The organism is Mycobacterium sp. TY815 (assembly GCF_030755135.1).
Taxonomy (GTDB): domain Bacteria; phylum Actinomycetota; class Actinomycetes; order Mycobacteriales; family Mycobacteriaceae; genus Mycobacterium.
Genome location: NZ_JAUFRX010000001.1, coordinates 250696 through 268597, shown reverse-complemented (window position 1 = coordinate 268597; position 17902 = coordinate 250696). Strand labels below are relative to the sequence as shown.

Below are 17902 nucleotides of genomic sequence, written 5' to 3'. Positions count from 1 at the left end.
CCCGTTGAGTGCCACAGCTGGGCACCGCATGGCCCTTCCCAGCGCTTCTTGGAAATTTCGGCATCTCGTGTACCTGGATCGTCTGCCTAGCAGAGTCGGTGTCGCTGTCATACTTCCCGCCGATCTGGCCCACTGAATGTCAGTCAACTAGCAGCACAAGTGTTTATTCGTCCAACCCGCCGGCTGCACTCCACCTCACGCCAGCCCGGACGCGGCCGCAGCCACGCCCGCCTGTGGGAACGGAAGGACGACCCGTCGGCTCCGTCGTGACCTCTGAAATCGCGATCAACAAGGTCGTTGCCTCAGATGCAATCATCACAAATTCCCGTGGCAGGTAACTGGATTCGATGCACCGGACACAGCCGGGCGGGCGGGGGTTCTGGTCGATTTACCTTGGTACGGCGCTCCGCGACCCGCCGGGTTAGTGTGGGCTTGCCACCATCAGGCGGCAACTCCGCTCCATAGAATCGGTAACACTGCAACCGCGCTTCAGCCGCATGCGGCTGGAGGTCATCCGGCACAGACTCGCCCGTTAGTTTCAGCACATACTCGTATCCCACACCGACACATTCGTCACCAGTAGACACACACAGTGCCGTGAGGGGAGGCTCGCCAGCCTCGACGCATCTTCGCGCCACCAAGCCCAGGACTTTTCCGATCCAATTCCGCTGATGTGGACGGTAATTGATACCCGACTCTTTCAAGACTCGATGCGCAAGTTCCGAATACGTTACATAGTGGTTGTACTTCCTTGCCGTTATAACTAATTCCTTATAGGCGACCTCAGCCCACACCCTTTTGGCTTCGGCGAACGGAACAGGCGTGCCGTCAGATACGCGCCATGGACCTGGGACGCCGGCGCGAGTCGCTATGGGAGTATCTGGGTCGACGTCGACAGGCTCGTCCAGTTCCTCGCGGTGAGGATTGGAGCGTCCGTCAGTTACTTCATCCACTTCGTCGCTATTCGCAGAAGTCATATTTCGACACTATCGCGATCATTCCCTCCCACAGGGATCGGCCCACACGCCAAGCCGGACGACATCGTGGGCCCGCGTATTGCCGTGCGAGCGCCGCTGTCAAGAGGATTCCTGCAAAGCATGAGTGGCGAATGCCCTTATCGAGGACGTCCCGGCAAAACGCTTAGCCAACCATCCGAAAGCAGTTCCAACAACTGCCCATCCGGATCCCGCACCATCGCGGCCCCCTCCGACACCGTCCCCTCAACGACACTCCCCCCAAACTCCCCAACCCGCGCCAGCACCGAACGAAGATCCGACACCGAAAACGAAATGTGCGTCAGCCCAACCTGATCCATCACCCGCTCAGGCCCACCCGATACAGAACGACCCGAATAGTCCAACAGCTCCAGCACCAACCCATCCCGCACCAGATAAGTCGCGTGCAACCCCACCGGCCGATCCAGTTGTAACAGCGCAGCAGTCCCCTCCTCCGGCGCGTCCAACTCCCACCAGAACTGAAACCCCAGCAGCCCCTCGTAAAACCGCCGCGACGCCAAGCGATCCCGCACGCACAATCCGACATGGTTGAAAACGACCGGCTGCGAACCCATTACGACCTCCCGTACCGCGTCAGCACCTCGGAGCCGCCAGCACCAATCACCACCGTGTCACGCTGAAGACACCCGCCAACCCCTTCCTCCACGACCCACGACTGCACGCTCAACACCATCCCCTCCTCCAACACCGCATCGCGCCCACGCCCCAACCCGATCACCGGCGGCTCAGCCCCCAACCCCACCCCGTGAGCGAGCACCACCGAAGCCGGGCCTACACCAACTCTTTCCCACGCCTGGTACAAATCAGCCCCAACCCCACCCGCACGACAAGCCCCCACCAACGCATCCATCGCCACCGCGCATCGCTCCCCCAAAGCCGTACTAGCATCACCACTCCGGGAGCCGGCCACAACCGTCCGCGCCAGCCCCGCCTCATACCCCGCATACAGCGCCCCCGGCGCCAACACCACCAACTCCCCATCCCCCACCACCCGATCCGAAGGCACGTGACGGAACCCGACGGAGTCACCAGAAACGAAACACACACTCTCCGACGGCGGCACCGGCGCCCCCAACCGCGCCACATGCTCGGAGTAAACCCCCAGCAATTCCCGTTCCGAAACCCCCGGACCCAAAGCCGAAGCCATAACACTCAACGCCGATTCCGAAATCGCCGTCGCCACTTCAAGACACGTAATCTCCGCGTCCGTCTTCACCCGCCGGCAAGCCTCAACCACCGCTCCCCCGTCGACGAGCTCCGCACCCGAAGCCAGCGACGCAATCATCGCCCCGGACGTCGCCGTCAACCCATCCGTGCCGATCCGCCGCGACTCCCCCAGTCCCGGAATGGAAGCCACCGAGCGCATGAGATTCGACGGGTTCCAGCTCAGCGGATACAGGTCCTCGCGCTCGATCTCCGGCGGCACCCCTTCGTCCCACGTCGAGAGCAGATGCACCCGCCCGGTCGAGCGCACCACCACACACACCGGCGCGAATGGCAAAACCCCGGCCCGGCCCAACAACCGAGCGCCGCACACGTAGTGCACATTGCCGGCGCCACCGAGAATCAACGCGTCAAGCCCAGCAGAGTCCATGCCGGCGAACACCTTTGCCCGCCGCTCAGCCCGCAAAGCAGCGAAGTCAACCCGACACGAGTCCTCCAAAGCCATGACGCCAACGCGCACACCGGAATCCCGCGCCACCGGACTCATGCCGAAGCCCCATACGGCGAATACGAAGAGCCGCTCAACTTCACCCACCCGTTATCCGTCACGGCCACAATGTCTTCCGCGCGATATCCCGCCGACCCCTCATCCCAGATCACCGGCTCAAACACCATCACCATCCCTGGCTCCACCACCAGCCGAGAATCAAAATCCTCGCCGAGGTCCGTCCCGATCAACGGCATCTCCGCGCTATCGGTCCCCACTCCGTGCGCCAGATAGAAATGCTCGATCCACGGCCGCACCCCGTCATTGGCCGCCACCGCAACCTTGCACAACTCCAAACCAGAAATCCCTGGGCGCAACACGTCCAGGCACGCGTCGACCACCCCACGCCACCGCCGAAACTGCCCATGCTGCATGGCATCCAAACCAGACCCCACCACCCAGGTCCGCCCGTAGTCCGAGGCATACCCCTCGTACATGATCCCGGCGTCCACCCAGATCACATCGCCGTACCGCAGAAACCGATCCGACGTCACCGTCGGATACGCCAGATCACCATGCACCGTCCACGGCCCCAACGAACGAGACGGAGCCATCACCTGCCAGATCGGATCGATCCCGCCCGCCGACGCCCCCAACTCGAACACCCGCCGCAGAAACGCCGCACTCAAGTCAACCTGCCGAACCCCCGGCCGAAGCAAAGCCAGCGCATCCTCCATCGCCAGCTCATTCAGCAACTGCGCGTGCCGAATACACGCCACCTCGTCGACCGTCTTCAACACCCGCGCCGAGCCCAACACCCCCGACGCGTCCACCCACTCATAGCCCGTCAGCCCTCGAAACATGGCGTGCGACAAGTGGTCAATGCCCAGCCGAGCGCCAGCGCCAAACAATGAGGCCAGCTCCGAACCGAACGCCCCATCGTCGAGGTCCGGAAACAACGGCCCATGCACCACCACATCGTCAGGGGCACCGTCCGCGAACATCGTGAACAGATGCGGCGCCGACTCCCCCGCGACCACCACCGCCACGGGACGCAACAACGCCGCCGTGTCACCGTCCATCGACGGCGTCAACGCACCTGTCGCATACGACACCGCGCTGGACCCGAGCAATACCAACCCGTCCAAGCCGGCAGAAGCCAAACCGACCTGCAACCGAGCGAAACGTTCCCGGCGCATGCGAGCCAGATCGGGCAGCGCCGGGATCACCTGCCCGCCGATCGTCGCCCCAGCCGCCCAGTCCTCGATGGCCCCACACCTCTCTAGCGCGTAATAATGCAAAGATAGCGTAAAAAGCGCTGTGCGCTCCGCCGCGCACCCTCCGCCGACCCCGACGCGCACACTGAGAGGCACCGACTAGTGACAGCCCGGCCCGACATCCCACCCGAGATCATCGTCGACTTCGACCACCACTCCGACGAGTTCAACCTCAACGAACTCGCCATCAACGCCGAGCTGAGAAGAAAATGCCCGGTCGCCTGGAACACCAACTACGGCGGATTTTGGTACCTCTCCAGCTACGACGCGGTGCGGGAAACCGCCCGAGACGGCGACGCTTTCGCGCACAAATACGAGCCGAACGCCGAAGACGGCATCGACTACCAGGGTGAGATGGGCGTCCCGCGCCCCGACGGCCAACCCGCCCTCGGGATCGGCGAAATCGACGGCCCTTACCACCAGGCCCTGCGACACGCCCTGGCCCCGTTCTTCTCCCCCGGCGCAGTCGAGAAACTGCGGCCGTTCATGGAAGAGAAGGCGCACGAGTTCCTCAACAGACACATCACCGAAGGGCACATGGACCTGGTGCTCGACTTCGCCAGCCCCGTCCCGGCCATCCTCACCATGAAGCTGATGGGCCTGCCCTACGACAACTGGCACCTCTACGCCAACCTCTTCCACGCCGTCATGGCCGTCCCCCAGGACAGCCCCGAATACGCCACGGCCATCGCCGCAGTCCCGGAGATGATGCAGGGCGTCCTCGAATACGCGGCCCTGCGACGAGGCGACCCGAAAGAAGATCTCACCAGCTTCCTCCTCCAGTTCGAGTTCGAGAATCAAAGACTCACCGACGAGCAACTGCTCAACATCATCTGGAACCTCATCGGCGGCGGCGTCGACACCACCACCTCCCAAACCGCGCTGACCCTGCTGCACCTTGGCACCCACCCACAGCTGCGAGACGAACTGAGACACAACCCCGATCTGTACCGCACCGCCACCGACGAGTTCCTGCGCTACTTCTCCGTCAATCAGCAACTCAGCCGCACCGTCACCAAAGACGTCACACTCAATGGCCAACACCTGAAAGCGAACGACAAACTCATCATCAGCTGGCTGGCCGCCAACCACGACGAGACGGAGTTCGACCGGCCCGACGAAATCGTCTTGGACCGTAACCCCAACCGCCACCTGGCTTTCGGTCTCGGACCCCACCGCTGCATCGGATCGCACCTGGCCAGAACCATGGCCGAGGTGATGGTCAAGGCCGTCCTCGACCGCATTCCCGACTATGCGGTCGAGGAGGACGGTGTTGCCGTCTACCTCGGCAACCCCGCCATGACCGGCCTCGGCACGCTGCCCGTCACCTTCGCCCCGAAGGTGGCCTAGGCCAACGCCTTACGTGGCTTCCGGCGTTTGACCCGAAGCGCCCTGCCGAGCTCCAACAGCCGCGCCGCCGCGTCCTCGATCCCTGAGGCGAGCGCGTCGAGGTCTGGGGCGGCGTCGTAGTCACCGGTGATGCCGAAGACGAAATGCTCGGCATAGCTGACCATCGCGATGCCGGTGCGCAACTGCAGCGCGATCGGCGGCACCGGCAGGATCTCCACTACCCGACGACCCAGCAGCCGTTGTTCAGCACGCGGACCGGGGACATTAGTCGCTAGCGCCACCACGGCCTTCTGCGGCAGATGACTAAGCAGTCGAACGGCCCACGCCGAGAACGCGAATGGCACATTCCCGACCACCGAGAGCATCGCACTGCCGCCCTCGCTCTGACCACTTCCCTTGGCGTGCAGCAGCCGCTTGTGCACCAACTCGAGCTGGGTCACCGGGTCGGCCTCATCGACGGGCAGCAGCGGCAGCATCGCCGACACCTCGTTGTCGGTCAGGTTGAAGTGATTGGTCCCGCGCACCGAGACCGGCACCAGCGTGCGCAGCGAGTTGCGTCCGGGCTGCTCCCCGCGGTCCAGCAGCAGTTGCCGGTAGCTGGCGGTGATCGCCGCCAGCGCCACGTCGTTGATCGTCACGTCGAACGCGTCGCCGACCTCGTGCAGATCGGCCAACCGGACCCGGGCCGCCCGATAGCGCCGCCGCGTGGTGACCGAGCCACTCAAGGACGTGTCCGGCGCCGAAGTGAGCATGCTGGCCGTCAGCTCGGCCGCGCCCAGCGCCGCATGTTCGACGGCAGACGCCGCGCTGAGGGCGCCGCGTACCAAGCCACTCATCCAACTAACCGGGTTCAGGCTCACCTTCACGTCCCACCACCGCCGCTCCGGCTCCTGGGCACCGTGAATGTCGGTGGCGAAGGACTCGCCACCGCCCTCGTCGCTGAACTTCGCCATCATCTGGGTGGTCGCGATACCGTCGGCGATGCAGTGGTGCAGCTTGGTCAGCACCGCCCATCGGTCGTCGCTCAAACCCTCGATGATGTAGCACTCCCAGAGCGGGCGCTCGCGGTCCAGCCGGCGCTCCATGACATCGGCCACCACGTCGAACAGCTCCACGTCGCCGCCAGGGTGCGGGACCGCCAGCCGGTGCAGGTGCCGCGAGATATCGAAGTGCGGATCCTGCACCCATTCCGGCGGACCGATGTCGAGCGGGTGGGTCCGCAGCACCTGCGTACAGCGCGGAATCGATTGCACGCGTTCGGCGAACGCCTCGACGAACTCCTCATGGGTGGGCGGCGGCCCCTCGATGATCGACACCCCGCCGATCGCCAGGCTCACGTGTGGATCGGAGTCTTCGACTTCAAGGAATGCGGCGTCGAGGGCAGACAGGTGCTCCATGGCCGCTACTATCCGCCCCAACGGGTGCGCTGGTGAGAGTCAGAAGTCCTCACCTTCGAGGGCCGAACGAAGGATAGATTGATGCCGATGAGCGACATGACAACGCGGTTCGCCGAGATCGTCGGCAGTGAGCACCTGCTCGCCGGTGCCGCGGTCCCCGAGGACTACTCCCACGACGAGGAACTGACCCAGTCACCCGTGCGGCCGGCGTACGTCGCCAAACCGGCCAGCGCCGAGGAGGTCGCCCAACTACTCAAGGCGGCATCCGAATCCGGCGTGCCGGTGACGGCCCGCGGGTCCGGGTCCGGCCTGTCGGGTGCCGCGCGCCCCGCGGACGGCGGTCTGCTCATCTCGTTCGAGCGGATGAACAAGGTTCTCGAGGTCGACACCACCAACCAGGTGGCCGTCGTGCAGCCGGGGATCACGCTGACCGAACTCGACGCCGCCACCGACGAGTACGGCCTGCGCTACATGGTCTACCCCGGCGAGCTGTCGGCCAGCGTCGGCGGCAACGTCGGCACCAACGCGGGCGGGATGCGTGCGGTCAAATACGGGGTGTCCCGCCATAACGTGCTCGGCCTGCAGGCGGTGTTGCCGACGGGTGAGATCATCCGCACCGGCGGCAAGATCGCCAAAGTGTCGACGGGGTATGACCTGACGCAGCTGATCGTCGGCTCCGAAGGCACCTTGGCGCTGGCCACCGAGGTGACCGTCAAGCTGTATCCGCGGCTGGACCACAGCGCCACGGTGGTGGCGCCGTTCGCCGACTTCGACCAGGTGATGACGGCGGTGCCGGCCGTGCTGGCCGCCGGTCTGGCCCCCTACATCCTCGAGTACATCGACAACCTGACGATGGCCGCGATCATCCACACCCAGAATCTCGAACTGGGTATCCCGGACCGGGTCCGGGACAGCTGTGCGGCGTACCTTGTTGTGGGACTTGAGAACCGGACCTCAGATCGGTTGGACGAGGACGTCGAACGTACCGGCGAGCTGCTGGCCGAGCTGGGTGCCGTGGACGCGTATGTGCTGGAAGGCGGCTCGGCGCGGCGGTTGATCGAGGCGCGCGAGAAGGCCTTCTGGACGGCCAAGGCGATCGGGGCCGACGACATCATCGACACCGTGGTACCGCGCTCGGCGATGCCCAAATTCCTCAGCACGGTGCGGGGTTTGGCTTCGGCGGCCGGTGGTGGTGTGGCCGGCTGCGGACATGCCGGCGACGGCAATGTGCACCTGGCGATCCTGCTGAAGGACCCGGTAGCCCGCAAGCAGCTGATGACCGACATCTTCGCGCTGGCAATGGAATTGGGTGGGGCGATCTCCGGCGAGCACGGGCTGGGACGCGCCAAGACGCCGTATTACCTCAAACTCGAAGATCCCGCGAAGGTGGCGTTGATGCGGCGGATCAAGGAAAGCTTCGACCCAGCGGGCATTCTCAATCCCGGCGTGGTTTTCGGCGAGTAAACGGTCAGCCACCGAGCGTCTCGATCTCACATCTGGCGCCCGATGCTCGCGCGAGGTGTGCGTCGGCGGTGACCAGGGCGACAGCGAGCGTCTCGGCCAGGGCGATGTAAGCGGCATCGTAGGACGTCATGGTGTGCCGTAGGTCCCAGATGCGTTGCAGTACTGGTTGATGCGAGCAGCGTCGGATCGGGAGGTCGGACAAATCTTCGACCGCGGCTCTGGCCCTTCGAGCGGTCATCAGTTTCTCCCTGACGTGCCGGCGCCACACCGAAATCACCTCGAGGTCGATGAGTTCTGGGGCAACCAATATTTCACTCTCGAGCCGTTCCCGAAAACGCTGTCCTTCGTCTCCGTCGTCGCCTAGCGCGACAGCCAAGACACTCGCGTCAACGACGATCACGCTCGGCCCGGATATGTTCGACGGCCGCCCTACTCGACACTCGACCCCCACGTCGTCCGGCCACTCGGTCGAGGACCTCTTCCACCGTCGGCTGATTCGCCTCGGCGATTAACCGACTGCGGAGGTACTCCTGCAAGGACTGGTGAGCGCGCGCCGCGCGTTCCCGCAACACCCGGTGAGTCTCTTCTGGGACATCCTTGATCTGGACGCTCGGCATGGCGCCATTTTGGCGCTACTGGCGCCAAAGTGCAATTCGCTTGGCGACGGACATCGTAGGCGGCGATCAACCGCCCGAGGCGTACTGCAGCGCCGGTTCCGCCGAATCAACATGGCTACCACTCAGAATGGTCAGCATCTGCGGACGAATCTGATAGCGCACCCCGTTCGCCGGATTCACCACGTCGAATCCGTCGGAAGCCCTTACCGCACCGCCCAATTCGATGTGGGCGCCGTCGCTGATCCGCTCACCCCGATAGTAGAAGCTCCCCGACCCACGCTGACACACCACCACCAGTGATTTCGCGGTGCGCAGCACCGCCGCGGGCGGGTTCCCGGGGTCACAGCGCGCCGTGTGCCCGACGAAGCCGAGCCCGTCGGCGCCGTCCACGGGCTGAGACAACGACGGGGCCAACGACGTCGTCGGCAAAGCCGACGGCGTCGACGGACCGGACCGGCTGCCGAACGCCAGGAACGCCGCCAACACCGCCGCAATCACCAGCATCAGTGCCGCGAATCCACCCAGCAGCACCGGCAGGCGCCTCCGCACCGGCCGAACCGGGACCGGCGCGGGCGCCGGAGCAGGATAGGGACTGTAACCGGTGTCCTCGGGATTCGGATAATCCGTGGGAAATGGACGCGTGCCCGACGGCGGACGCAGCACCGCGCCAGCGGCACGGGCCAACCCACCGGCCGAAACGAACCGTGCCGCAGGCTGTTTGGCCATCCCCTTGGCGATCACCCCGTCGAAGACCCGGGAAACCCCGCGGCGCATGATGCTCGGCCGCGGTGGCGCGGAGAACAGGTGCGCGCTCATCACCGCAGCGGGTTCAGGAAAGTCGAAAGGCGGCCTGCCCGTGAGACATTCATAGAGCAGACAGGTCAGCGAATAGACGTCGGTCGCCGGACCGACCTGGCCACCGTTGAACCGCTCCGGCGCCATGTACACATACGACCCGATCGGCAGGCCCACGCCCGTCAAACTCGGATCTCCGCCGCCACGGGCGATGCCGAAGTCGACCAGGTAGGCGAAACCTTCGGCATTGATCAGCACGTTCTCCGGCTTGACGTCGCGATGTACCAGCCCGTCGGCGTGGGCGGCATCCAGCGCCGACGCCACCTGGGCCACCACCGCCACCGCATCCGCAGGGTCCATCGGACCGCGCGACTGCAACACGTCCCGCAGGCTGCCGCCCTCGACCAGCCGCATGTCGATGAACAGCACGCCCCCGATCGCCCCGAAATCATGCACCGGGATGACGTGCGGTTCCTGCAATCGCGCCGCGATCTGGGATTCCCGGCGGAATCGCTGCTGATATTGCGGATCGGCGGCCAGATCCGGGCGCAACAGCTTCAGCGCCACCATCCGCCCACGCACCGTGTCGAAGGCCCGGTACACCTCGCCCATACCGCCCGTACCCAGCAACGACCGCAGCTCATACGGTCCGAACCGGGTCCCCACACGCGACCCGCCACGCGGCGAAGTCATCTCCCGATCCTTCCACGTAGGCTGCCGTCTATGGCGACCAGCAGCCGTCTCACGGTGGACGACTGGCTACAGGCCGGGTATGCGACAGTGGCCGACGAAGGACTCCACGCTCTCAAACTCGACCGGCTCTGCAGCCGCCTGAACGTCACCAAAGGCAGCTTCTACTGGCATTTCACCGACATGGCGGCCTACCGCCAGGCGCTGATCGAATCCTGGGCCCGGATGAAAGACGACGAACTTCGCGAGATCGAGCAACTCGGCGACGTCGAACCCCGCGAACGGCTGTCGCAGATGATCGCGATGCTCGTCAGGCCGCGGCACTGGACCCTGGAACGCGCCATGCGCGAGTGGGCGCGCTCCGACGAGAACATCGCCGCCTCCGTCCGCGCCGCCGACGGCCGGTTGTTCAAGCAGGTACGACAAGCCTTCCGTGACTACGGGTTTGGCGCCGACGACGCCGACCTGCGGGCCAGCACCACGTTCGCCGCCGGGATCGGTCTGCTGCATCTGTCCGTAGCGACGCCGGAAAAGCGGCAACGCGACACGTTCCTGGACTTCCTCCTTCGCCCCTGACCATACCAAAAGGTATGGTGTAACCATGACGACCATCACCGACGATTTCGTCGTCCGCCTGCAACAGCGCGCCCAGGAAGCCGAGCGGCTGCGCCGGCTCCCGGAAGCCACCGTCGACGAGCTGCGCGAATCCGGCTTCACCGAGCTGCTCAAGCCCAAGGGCTACGGCGGCCAACAAGCCGAATTCTCAGCCATTTTCGACCCGGTACGCCGCATGGCACACGGCTGCGCCTCCACCGCCTGGACCGCCGCGTTCTACACCCTGCACACCTGGATGCTGTCCCTGTTCGACGAGCGGGCCCAGGCCGAGGGCTTCGCGGCCCAGCCGTTCCTCGCCGCTGCTCCGCTTGCCCCCACCGGCCGCGGCACGCCGGCCGACGGCGGGGTCACCCTGAGCGGACGCTGGTCCTGGGCCACCGGCGTGATGGACGGCAACTGGGCCATCGTCGGCGCCCTCTGCGGCCCCGACGACGCCATCTACCCGGCGCTTGCGCTCCTGCCGGCCGACGACATCGGCATTGTCGACGTCTGGCACACCGACGGCATGTGCGCCACCGGATCCAACGACATCGTCGCCGACGGTGTCTTCGTGCCCGAGCACCGCCTGGTCAAGATCACCGACATCTACGCCGGCACCACGCCGGGCGCCAGGCTGCACGACGCGGACGTCTACCGCTGGCCCCTGGTCCCCGCACTCGCGCTCACCGCCGCCATGCCGGCCCTCGGCGCCGCCGAACGCGTCGCGGAGATCTACACCCAGCGCCTCAGCGAACGGGTCATCGCCTACGAGGGCACCAGCCAGAAGGACAAGCCCGCAGCGCAGGCGCGCCTCGGCCAGGCCCGCATCAGACTGCGCGCGCTGCACGGCCTACTGCATGACACCACCGACCGCATCGACGACATCTTGGCCAGCGGCAACACCGTGCCCCGCGCGGTGCGCGCCGACGCACGCCTGGCGGCCGCGCACATCGTCAAGGAATCCCGCGGCGTGATCGCCGATCTGCTCGAAGCCTCCGGCGCCAGCGCGCACTTCCTCGACAACCCCCTGCAGCGGGCCAAGCGCGACGTCGACGTGATTAGCGGGCACGTGATCTTCGACTACGACACCAGCCGAGAGTTGTCCGGCGCCTTGGCAATTGGGCTGAAGATCTCGCCGATCGCCATGGTGTGACAGGCCCAGTTTCGCCGTCAGCTGCGTCGACTGCGCCGCGGTGCTGAACAGGCCACCCGGGTTGCCGCTGTTCAGCAAACCAGTGACCAACACGGCGTTGGTCGGACCTGTGGCATTCGTGACAGCGGTGGTGAAGAAGCCGGACAGCAGGCCGTCTGTGCCCGTACCGGCACTGGCCGAGTGGCAGTTGCCGTAGTCCGGGTTGGTTGGTCGTGCTGCCGACCCCGGTGTTCAGGTCGCGAAATTCCAGAAACCCGAGCGTCAGCCGGCGAATGGGCGATGGGAATGAAATCCCTGGCGCGAGGGTCTAGGACCGCCCGGCCAACCGATCCACGTCGACCACCTCACCCCGGTTGATGCTCACCCAGTCGCGCCCGTCCAGATATGGGCGCAGGCTGCGACCGATCAGCTCGGCGTCGGCCGGCGTCTTGGGCCGCTGCAATTCGTACACGTGCGGCAGCGAGGCCATGCCCGTGACCACATCCCAGAGCTTCAGCGCGTCCGGCCCGGTCGGCGGGTCGACCAGCACCGGTCCGAACAGACACTGTCCGTCCTCGAAAAACAGTGTGGGAACGCCGTATCCGCTCGCGTCGACGACGCGCTGGTGCTCGGCGCGGACTTCGTCGTGGGTCGAAGGATCGGCCAGCGCGGCATCCAGAACGTCTGCGTCACAGCCGATTTCACCGAGCAGGCGCCGCGCCACGGCAGGGTCGTGCGGCTTGCCGCCGAGGTCGTGCAGTTCATGGCCGATCGCGGCATACCAGCGATCGAGCAGATCCATGTCGGTGCGGCGCAGAAACGCCCCGATCCGCATCAGCGACCACCCGTAGGACCACTCACGCTCCCAAGGATGCTTCTTGCCCTCGACGCGGTTGATCTCTTCCAGGCTGAAGAACCGCCAGTCGATGGTGATGCCTCGTTGCTCCCGGACATCCCGGATCCACACCGAGGTCTGATACGCGAACGGACACATCGGATCGAAGTGGAAGTCGACCTTGTTCAGTTCCTCGGTCATCGCAGGACTCCTCTCTGGCGACGGGTGGGGACGCAGGCGGCGTGGAACTACCGCACTACTGCACCGTGACGTTCGCGGTGAAGACGCACGTCGGTGCGGCATCCCCCACCACGCTGCCGTAGTTGGCCACGATCGTCGTCTTCCCGGACTTCAGCGCCGTGAACGTCCAGACCTCGGTGCCGGGCGCACCCATCCGGTCGGTGTTGCCGCGCAGATATTCGTGGCTGTCCTGCTTCAGCAGCGCAGCGTCCCCGATCTTCGGATCGGCCGTCCAGCGGTATGGCGTGCTGTGATTGGCGCCCAGCGAGATTTTCAGCGTGTCACCGACCGCGAGCGTGACGTCCCGGGTGATCGCGCTTTCTTTGAGCACCTCGTCGATGGAGACCTCGATGGTCTTGGTCGCCGCCTTGCTCGGGCTCGAGCACCCCACCAGCATCAGGAAAGCGGCAAGGATGGCCATGAGCTTGACCTTCATCAGTGCACAATAAACCCCCGCGGACCGAGTGTGCGCCGACGGCTTTGCAGGTTCACAGACGGCGCACAAACCGGCGAAATCCCGCCGCCACGGCACCCGGATATACCCGCGCACCAGCAAACGGTCCGGTACTTTCAATGCGTGTTTGGCATCATTCGGCCCTGCCGTCATCGGCTCGGCGGCGAACTCACCGCCGCCTGGCGCGCCCAGCTCTGCGGCCTGTGTCTGGCGTTGCGCGACGACTACGGCCAGGCCGCCCGGATCGCGACCAACTACGACGGCCTGATCGTCTCGCTGTTGGTCGAAGCGCAGTCGGCGGCAAAGCCGACGCGCCGCACGGCCGGCCCGTGCCCACTGCGCGGCATGAAGCGTGCCGACGTGGCGACCGGCGAATGCGTGCGACTGGCCGCCGTGGTGTCACTGGCACTGGCCGCGGCCAAGGTCCGCGACCACGTCGACGACCGCGACGGCCTGGTCGGGGTGGCCGCGGTACGCCCCACCGCGCGTCGCCTCGCCGAACGCTGGGTGCGCCGCGGCACCGACACCGGACACGAGCTGGGCTTCGACGCCGGCGTGCTGGTCGCCGCGATGGACCGCCAGACCGAGCTGGAAGCCGAAGCCGGCCCCGGCAGCTCACTGCTCACGGTCACCGAACCCACCGAGACCGCGGTCGCCGCCGCCTTCGCGCACACCGCCGTGCTGGCCGGACGCCCGGCCAACGAGGCGCCGCTGCGCGAGATCGGCCTGCTCTTCGGCCGCGTGGCACACCTCCTGGACGCCGTCGAGGATTACCGCGACGACGTTGCACACGGCAAGTGGAACCCGTTGGCCGCCACTGGGACACCGATCGAGGAGGCGCGCACCCTGTGCGACGACGCGGTGCTCGGCATCCAGCTCGCACTCGCCGACGTCGACTTCACCGACGGCCGGCTGCCCACGCGGCTGTTGACCAAAGAGCTCAGGCGCTCGGTCTCGCGCACCTTCAACAACTATCCGAACGGGCCGTCCGGAACGCCGCACGGTCAGCAGGACGGCATCAACTTCGGCGACCAGCCCTTCACCAACTACCCCGGCGAGATCCCGCCCGGTGAGCTTCCGCCCGAAGCGAAGCCCAAACGAGGCTGCTGGGACACCTGCACCGACGCCTGCTGTTGTGAGTGCGAATGCGACTGCTGCTGCGACACCTGTTGCGAGGGCGACAGCTGCTGCTGCGACTGCGGAGACTGCTGCGACTGCAGCTGAAACACCAGCCGCCGCGCCGACGGCGTGACGCTACGCAAGGATGGGACAGGTGTTCGCGCTTGTTCTGATCGTCGCGCTGGTCACCACCGTGGTCCTGGGCACCCTCCTGGGCCGCCGCTTCCGCGTCGGTCCCCCGGTGCTGCTCATCTTCCTCGGCGCGCTGCTCGGCCTGATCCCCCGCTTCGCCCACGTCCACATCGAAGGCGAGCTGGTACTGCTGCTGTTCCTGCCGGCGATCCTGTACTGGGAGAGCCTGAACACCAGCTTCCGGGAGATCAAAGCCAACATGCGGGTCATCGTGATGACCAGCATCGGCCTGGTCATCGCCACCGCATTCGCGGTGTCCTGGGCAGCCCGCGCGATGGGCATGGAATCGCACGCGGCCGCGGTGCTGGGCGCCGTGCTTTCCCCGACCGACGCCGCCGCCGTCGCCGGCCTGGCGAAGAAACTGCCGCGCCGCTCGCTGACGGTGCTGCGTGGCGAGAGCCTCATCAACGACGGCACCGCACTGGTGCTGTTCGGCGTCACCGTGTCGGTGGCCGTCGGCGGCAGCGAGGTCGGACCGCTGGCCCTCACCCTGCGATTCGTCTACTCCTACCTGGGCGGCATCCTGGCCGGGCTGATCGTCGGCGGCCTGGTGACGCTGCTGCGGCGCCGCATCGACGCGCCCTTGGAAGAGGGCGCGCTGAGCCTGCTGACACCGTTCGCGGCGTTCCTGCTGGCCGAGTCGACCCACTGCAGCGGCGTGGTCGCGGTGCTGGTGTCGGCGCTGATGCTCACCTATGTCAGCCCGCGGGTCATCCGGGCCCGCTCGCGACTGCAGTCGTTCGCCTTCTGGGACATCACCACGTTCCTGCTCAACGGTTCGCTGTGGGTGTTCGTCGGCGTCCAGATCCCCAACGCCATGCGCGGGATCGCCGACGTGCACGGCGGAATCCGGCACGCCTTCTACCTCGCTCTGGTGGTGTGCGGCGTGGTGATCGCGACACGGTTCCTCTGGGTCGAACTCACCACCATGCTGGGGCTGGCCATCGACAGAACCACCAACCGGCCCACCCGGCACGTCCCCTTCCGGCAGCGCAGCGTCACCAGCTGGGCCGGCTTCCGCGGGGCGGTCTCCCTGGCCGCGGCGCTGGCGGTCCCGCTGGAAACGCACAGCGGCGCCCCGTTCCCGGACCGCAACCTGATCATCTTCGTCGTCTCGGTGGTGATCCTGGTGACCGTCCTGATGCAGGGCAGCACGCTGCCCCTGGTGGTCCGGTGGGCGCAGCTGCCCGAAGACGTGGCCCGCGCCGAGGAGGTGCAACTGGCCCGCACCCGCGGCGCCGAAGTCGCCCTGGAGGCACTGCCCGAGGTCGCGGCCGAGGTCGGCATCGGCCCCAAGCTAATGGCGCGCCTGCAGAAGGAGTACGAGGAGAAGGCCCGGCTGGCCGAAGCCGACGGCGACGACTCCGACGACAGCAATCACCTCACCGAGGCCCGGGACAAGATCCGCGAGGTGCACCTGCGCGTCCTGGAGCGCAAACGCCAAGCCATCACCGAACTGCGTAACCAGCGGCGCATCGACGACATCGTGCTGCGGGAGATCCAGGAGACCATGGACCTCGAAGAGGTGCGGCTGCTCGGTCCCGCCGACGTCGACTAGGGGTTTACCGCATGGCTGACGAACACACCCGGGTCGTCATCTCCGGGGCCGGGCCTAATGGGCTGATGCTGGCCTGCGAGCTGGCGCTGGCCGGGATACGGCCCGTGGTGCTCGATCTGCAGCCGGCACCCAGCCTCGAACCCAAAGCCAATGGACTTGTCGGACAAGTCGTTCGGATGCTCGATCAACGCGGCCTCTACCAGGCGTTCACCGGCGACGATGAACCGCCACGGCCCGCCCTCGGCTGGATGTTCGCCGCGATGCCGCTGGATTTCCTCGGCCTGCCGGACAACCCGATGTACGCGATGCTGATGCCGCAACCACGGCTGGTGCGGCTACTGGAGAAACGGGCGCGGGACCTGGGCGTCGATCTGCGCTGGGGGCACGAACTGGTCGGGCTGAGCCCCGACCCGGTCACCATCTCAATGTCCTCCCCCGAACGCGACTACGTCATCGCCGCCGACTACCTGGTGGGGGCCGACGGCGGACGCAGCCCGGTGCGCAAGATGATGGGCATCGGCTTCCCCGGCAGCACCTCGGACACCGTCGGCCGGCTCGCGCACGTGCACATACCCGACAACCTGCGCGACGGCCACGGCGCACTGGTCATTCCGGGGTACGGCCGGTTGCCCTTCGGCCACACCCGGGTGGATCGCGGCGGTTTGATCTACGCCGAATTCGAGCCGGGCCGTTCCATGTTCGGCACCTTCGAATTCGGCCCGCCCGTTGAAGACCCGCCGATGAGCCTGCAGGAACTGCGAGACAGCGCGCGGCGGCTGCTCGGCGTCGAGCTGCCGTTGGAAGAGCCGAAAGGGCCTGGCCCGCATGCGCTTCGGCGCATCAACGGGTGGAACACCCGGCACGCCGAACGATACCGCGACGGCCGCGTCTTTCTGCTCGGCGATGCCGCCCACGTGCACAGCGCCATGGGCGGTCCGGGCCTGAACCTCGGCCTGCAGGACGCGGTCAACCTCGGCTGGAAACTGGCGGCACAGATCAACGGCTGGGCGCCGGCCGGCCTCCTGGACACCTACCAGGCCGAGCGCTACCCGGTGGGCCAGCGCGTCATGATGCACTCACTGGCCCAGACCGCGCTGATGACGCCGGGTCCTGAAGTCGGTGCGCTACGCGAACTGATGGCCGAACTGTTCGCCTTTGCCGATGTCGCGGCCCACATGGCCGCGCTGCTCGCCGGCTCCGACGTGCGCTACGACGTGGGCGACGACCATGCGCTGTCGGGGCGGCTGGTGCCCGATCTGACCCTCGACGACGGGCGTCGGGTCGCCGGCCTGCTGCACGCGGCTCGTCCCGTGTTGCTCGGCGGCGGCGAGGCGGCAGCGGCGGCCCGCGGGTGGGCACACCGGGTCGACACCGTCGAAGCCGAACTGACCGACGCCGCGGCAATGCTGATCCGCCCCGACGGCTACATCGCCTGGGCAACAAATGAATTCGGGTCCACCGCTGGGCTGCGCGCCGCGTTGGAACGGTGGTTCGGCCCCGGAACCGGGTAGCGTCGCCTGG

Annotated in this window: 16 protein-coding genes; 7 read left to right on the top strand and 9 right to left on the bottom strand. The window is 66.4% G+C overall.

Features of this window, described 5'->3' with window-relative positions; translation table 11 throughout:
* Positions 1 to 1114: 1114 nt before the first annotated feature.
* Genes QXK92_RS01145 through QXK92_RS01135 form a run of 3 tightly spaced genes read right to left on the bottom strand, consistent with a single transcriptional unit; the run spans position 1115 to position 3968 of the window.
* On the bottom strand, positions 1115 to 1570 hold the full coding sequence (locus tag QXK92_RS01145; protein WP_306239846.1) for a VOC family protein: 456 nt from the start codon (positions 1568 to 1570) through the stop codon (positions 1115 to 1117).
* A complete protein-coding gene (locus QXK92_RS01140) occupies positions 1570 to 2685 on the bottom strand; it encodes a Xaa-Pro peptidase family protein (RefSeq protein ID WP_306244079.1) in 1116 nt (371 codons plus the stop codon). The genes QXK92_RS01145 and QXK92_RS01140 overlap by 1 nt, the downstream gene beginning before the upstream one ends.
* Positions 2686 to 2723: 38 nt before the next feature.
* Complete coding sequence (locus tag QXK92_RS01135; protein ID WP_306239845.1) at positions 2724 to 3968, bottom strand: Xaa-Pro peptidase family protein; 1245 nt, start codon at positions 3966 to 3968, stop codon at positions 2724 to 2726.
* Positions 3969 to 4046: 78 nt separating this feature from the next.
* On the opposite strand from QXK92_RS01135, the gene QXK92_RS01130 reads away from it, so the two are divergent.
* Complete coding sequence (locus tag QXK92_RS01130; RefSeq protein ID WP_306239844.1) at positions 4047 to 5294, top strand: cytochrome P450; 1248 nt, start codon at positions 4047 to 4049, stop codon at positions 5292 to 5294.
* Here QXK92_RS01130 and QXK92_RS01125 read toward each other — a convergent pair.
* Positions 5291 to 6691: a wax ester/triacylglycerol synthase family O-acyltransferase gene (locus QXK92_RS01125; protein WP_306239843.1), complete on the bottom strand. Its 1401-nt coding sequence runs from the start codon at positions 6689 to 6691 to the stop codon at positions 5291 to 5293. The genes QXK92_RS01130 and QXK92_RS01125 overlap by 4 nt on opposite strands.
* Before the next feature lie 87 nt (positions 6692 to 6778).
* On the opposite strand from QXK92_RS01125, the gene QXK92_RS01120 reads away from it, so the two are divergent.
* Positions 6779 to 8155 carry an FAD-binding oxidoreductase gene (locus QXK92_RS01120; RefSeq protein WP_306239842.1) on the top strand — a complete coding sequence of 459 codons (1377 nt, stop codon included), beginning with the start codon at positions 6779 to 6781 and terminating at the stop codon, positions 8153 to 8155.
* Positions 8156 to 8159: 4 nt separating this feature from the next.
* Here the strand turns inward: QXK92_RS01120 and QXK92_RS01115 are convergent, their stop codons facing one another.
* The 3 genes from QXK92_RS01115 to QXK92_RS01110 all read right to left on the bottom strand — a co-directional run bounded on the left by QXK92_RS01115 (position 8160) and on the right by QXK92_RS01110 (position 10260).
* Complete coding sequence (locus QXK92_RS01115) at positions 8160 to 8555, bottom strand: type II toxin-antitoxin system VapC family toxin (protein ID WP_306239841.1); 396 nt, start codon at positions 8553 to 8555, stop codon at positions 8160 to 8162.
* Complete coding sequence (locus tag QXK92_RS34000) at positions 8542 to 8772, bottom strand: hypothetical protein (protein WP_371934252.1); 231 nt, start codon at positions 8770 to 8772, stop codon at positions 8542 to 8544. Before QXK92_RS34000 ends, QXK92_RS01115 begins: the two co-directional genes overlap by 14 nt.
* A 66-nt stretch (positions 8773 to 8838) precedes the next feature.
* Positions 8839 to 10260, bottom strand: a complete 1422-nt coding sequence (locus tag QXK92_RS01110) for a serine/threonine-protein kinase (RefSeq protein ID WP_306239840.1) — start codon at positions 10258 to 10260, stop codon at positions 8839 to 8841.
* Positions 10261 to 10290: 30 nt separating this feature from the next.
* Between QXK92_RS01110 and QXK92_RS01105 the strand changes: the two genes are divergently transcribed.
* Positions 10291 to 10833 (top strand): TetR/AcrR family transcriptional regulator, encoded by a 543-nt coding sequence (locus tag QXK92_RS01105; protein ID WP_306239838.1) that lies wholly within the window; start codon positions 10291 to 10293, stop codon positions 10831 to 10833.
* 25 nt (positions 10834 to 10858) lie between these two features.
* Positions 10859 to 12004, top strand: coding sequence for an acyl-CoA dehydrogenase family protein (locus tag QXK92_RS01100; protein ID WP_306239836.1), 1146 nt, complete (start codon positions 10859 to 10861; stop codon positions 12002 to 12004).
* 307 nt (positions 12005 to 12311) lie between these two features.
* On the opposite strand, the gene QXK92_RS01095 is transcribed toward QXK92_RS01100, so the two are convergent.
* The gene (locus tag QXK92_RS01095; RefSeq protein WP_306244077.1) at positions 12312 to 13007 is read right to left on the bottom strand and encodes a DsbA family protein; all 696 of its coding nucleotides are present in this window, start codon (positions 13005 to 13007) and stop codon (positions 12312 to 12314) included.
* 67 nt (positions 13008 to 13074) lie between these two features.
* The gene (locus tag QXK92_RS01090) at positions 13075 to 13494 is read right to left on the bottom strand and encodes a protease inhibitor I42 family protein (protein WP_306239835.1); all 420 of its coding nucleotides are present in this window, start codon (positions 13492 to 13494) and stop codon (positions 13075 to 13077) included.
* Positions 13495 to 13635: 141 nt separating this feature from the next.
* Between QXK92_RS01090 and QXK92_RS01085 the strand changes: the two genes are divergently transcribed.
* The 3 genes from QXK92_RS01085 to QXK92_RS01075 are packed head-to-tail and all read left to right on the top strand — an operon-like array spanning position 13636 to position 17892.
* The gene (locus QXK92_RS01085; protein WP_306239834.1) at positions 13636 to 14736 is read left to right on the top strand and encodes a DUF5685 family protein; all 1101 of its coding nucleotides are present in this window, start codon (positions 13636 to 13638) and stop codon (positions 14734 to 14736) included.
* Between the two features lie 49 nt (positions 14737 to 14785).
* A complete protein-coding gene (locus QXK92_RS01080) occupies positions 14786 to 16381 on the top strand; it encodes a Na+/H+ antiporter (RefSeq protein WP_306239832.1) in 1596 nt (531 codons plus the stop codon).
* A gap of 11 nt (positions 16382 to 16392) precedes the next feature.
* On the top strand, positions 16393 to 17892 hold the full coding sequence (locus tag QXK92_RS01075) for an FAD-dependent monooxygenase (RefSeq protein ID WP_306239831.1): 1500 nt from the start codon (positions 16393 to 16395) through the stop codon (positions 17890 to 17892).
* Positions 17893 to 17902 lie beyond the last annotated feature (10 nt).

What these genes read in the sequence shown, in the direction of transcription:
- QXK92_RS01145 (WP_306239846.1), bottom strand. Translation starts at nt 1,570, where the DNA reads ATGGGTTCGCAGCCGGTCGTTTTCAACCATGTCGGATTGTGCGTGCGG.
- QXK92_RS01140 (WP_306244079.1), bottom strand. Translation starts at nt 2,685, where the DNA reads ATGGCTTTGGAGGACTCGTGTCGGGTTGACTTCGCTGCTTTGCGGGCT.
- QXK92_RS01125 (WP_306239843.1), bottom strand. Translation starts at nt 6,691, where the DNA reads ATGGAGCACCTGTCTGCCCTCGACGCCGCATTCCTTGAAGTCGAAGAC.
- QXK92_RS01120 (WP_306239842.1), top strand. Translation starts at nt 6,779, where the DNA reads ATGAGCGACATGACAACGCGGTTCGCCGAGATCGTCGGCAGTGAGCAC.
- QXK92_RS34000 (WP_371934252.1), bottom strand. Translation starts at nt 8,772, where the DNA reads ATGCCGAGCGTCCAGATCAAGGATGTCCCAGAAGAGACTCACCGGGTG.
- QXK92_RS01110 (WP_306239840.1), bottom strand. Translation starts at nt 10,260, where the DNA reads ATGACTTCGCCGCGTGGCGGGTCGCGTGTGGGGACCCGGTTCGGACCG.
- QXK92_RS01105 (WP_306239838.1), top strand. Translation starts at nt 10,291, where the DNA reads ATGGCGACCAGCAGCCGTCTCACGGTGGACGACTGGCTACAGGCCGGG.
- QXK92_RS01100 (WP_306239836.1), top strand. Translation starts at nt 10,859, where the DNA reads ATGACGACCATCACCGACGATTTCGTCGTCCGCCTGCAACAGCGCGCC.
- QXK92_RS01090 (WP_306239835.1), bottom strand. Translation starts at nt 13,494, where the DNA reads ATGAAGGTCAAGCTCATGGCCATCCTTGCCGCTTTCCTGATGCTGGTG.
- QXK92_RS01075 (WP_306239831.1), top strand. Translation starts at nt 16,393, where the DNA reads ATGGCTGACGAACACACCCGGGTCGTCATCTCCGGGGCCGGGCCTAAT.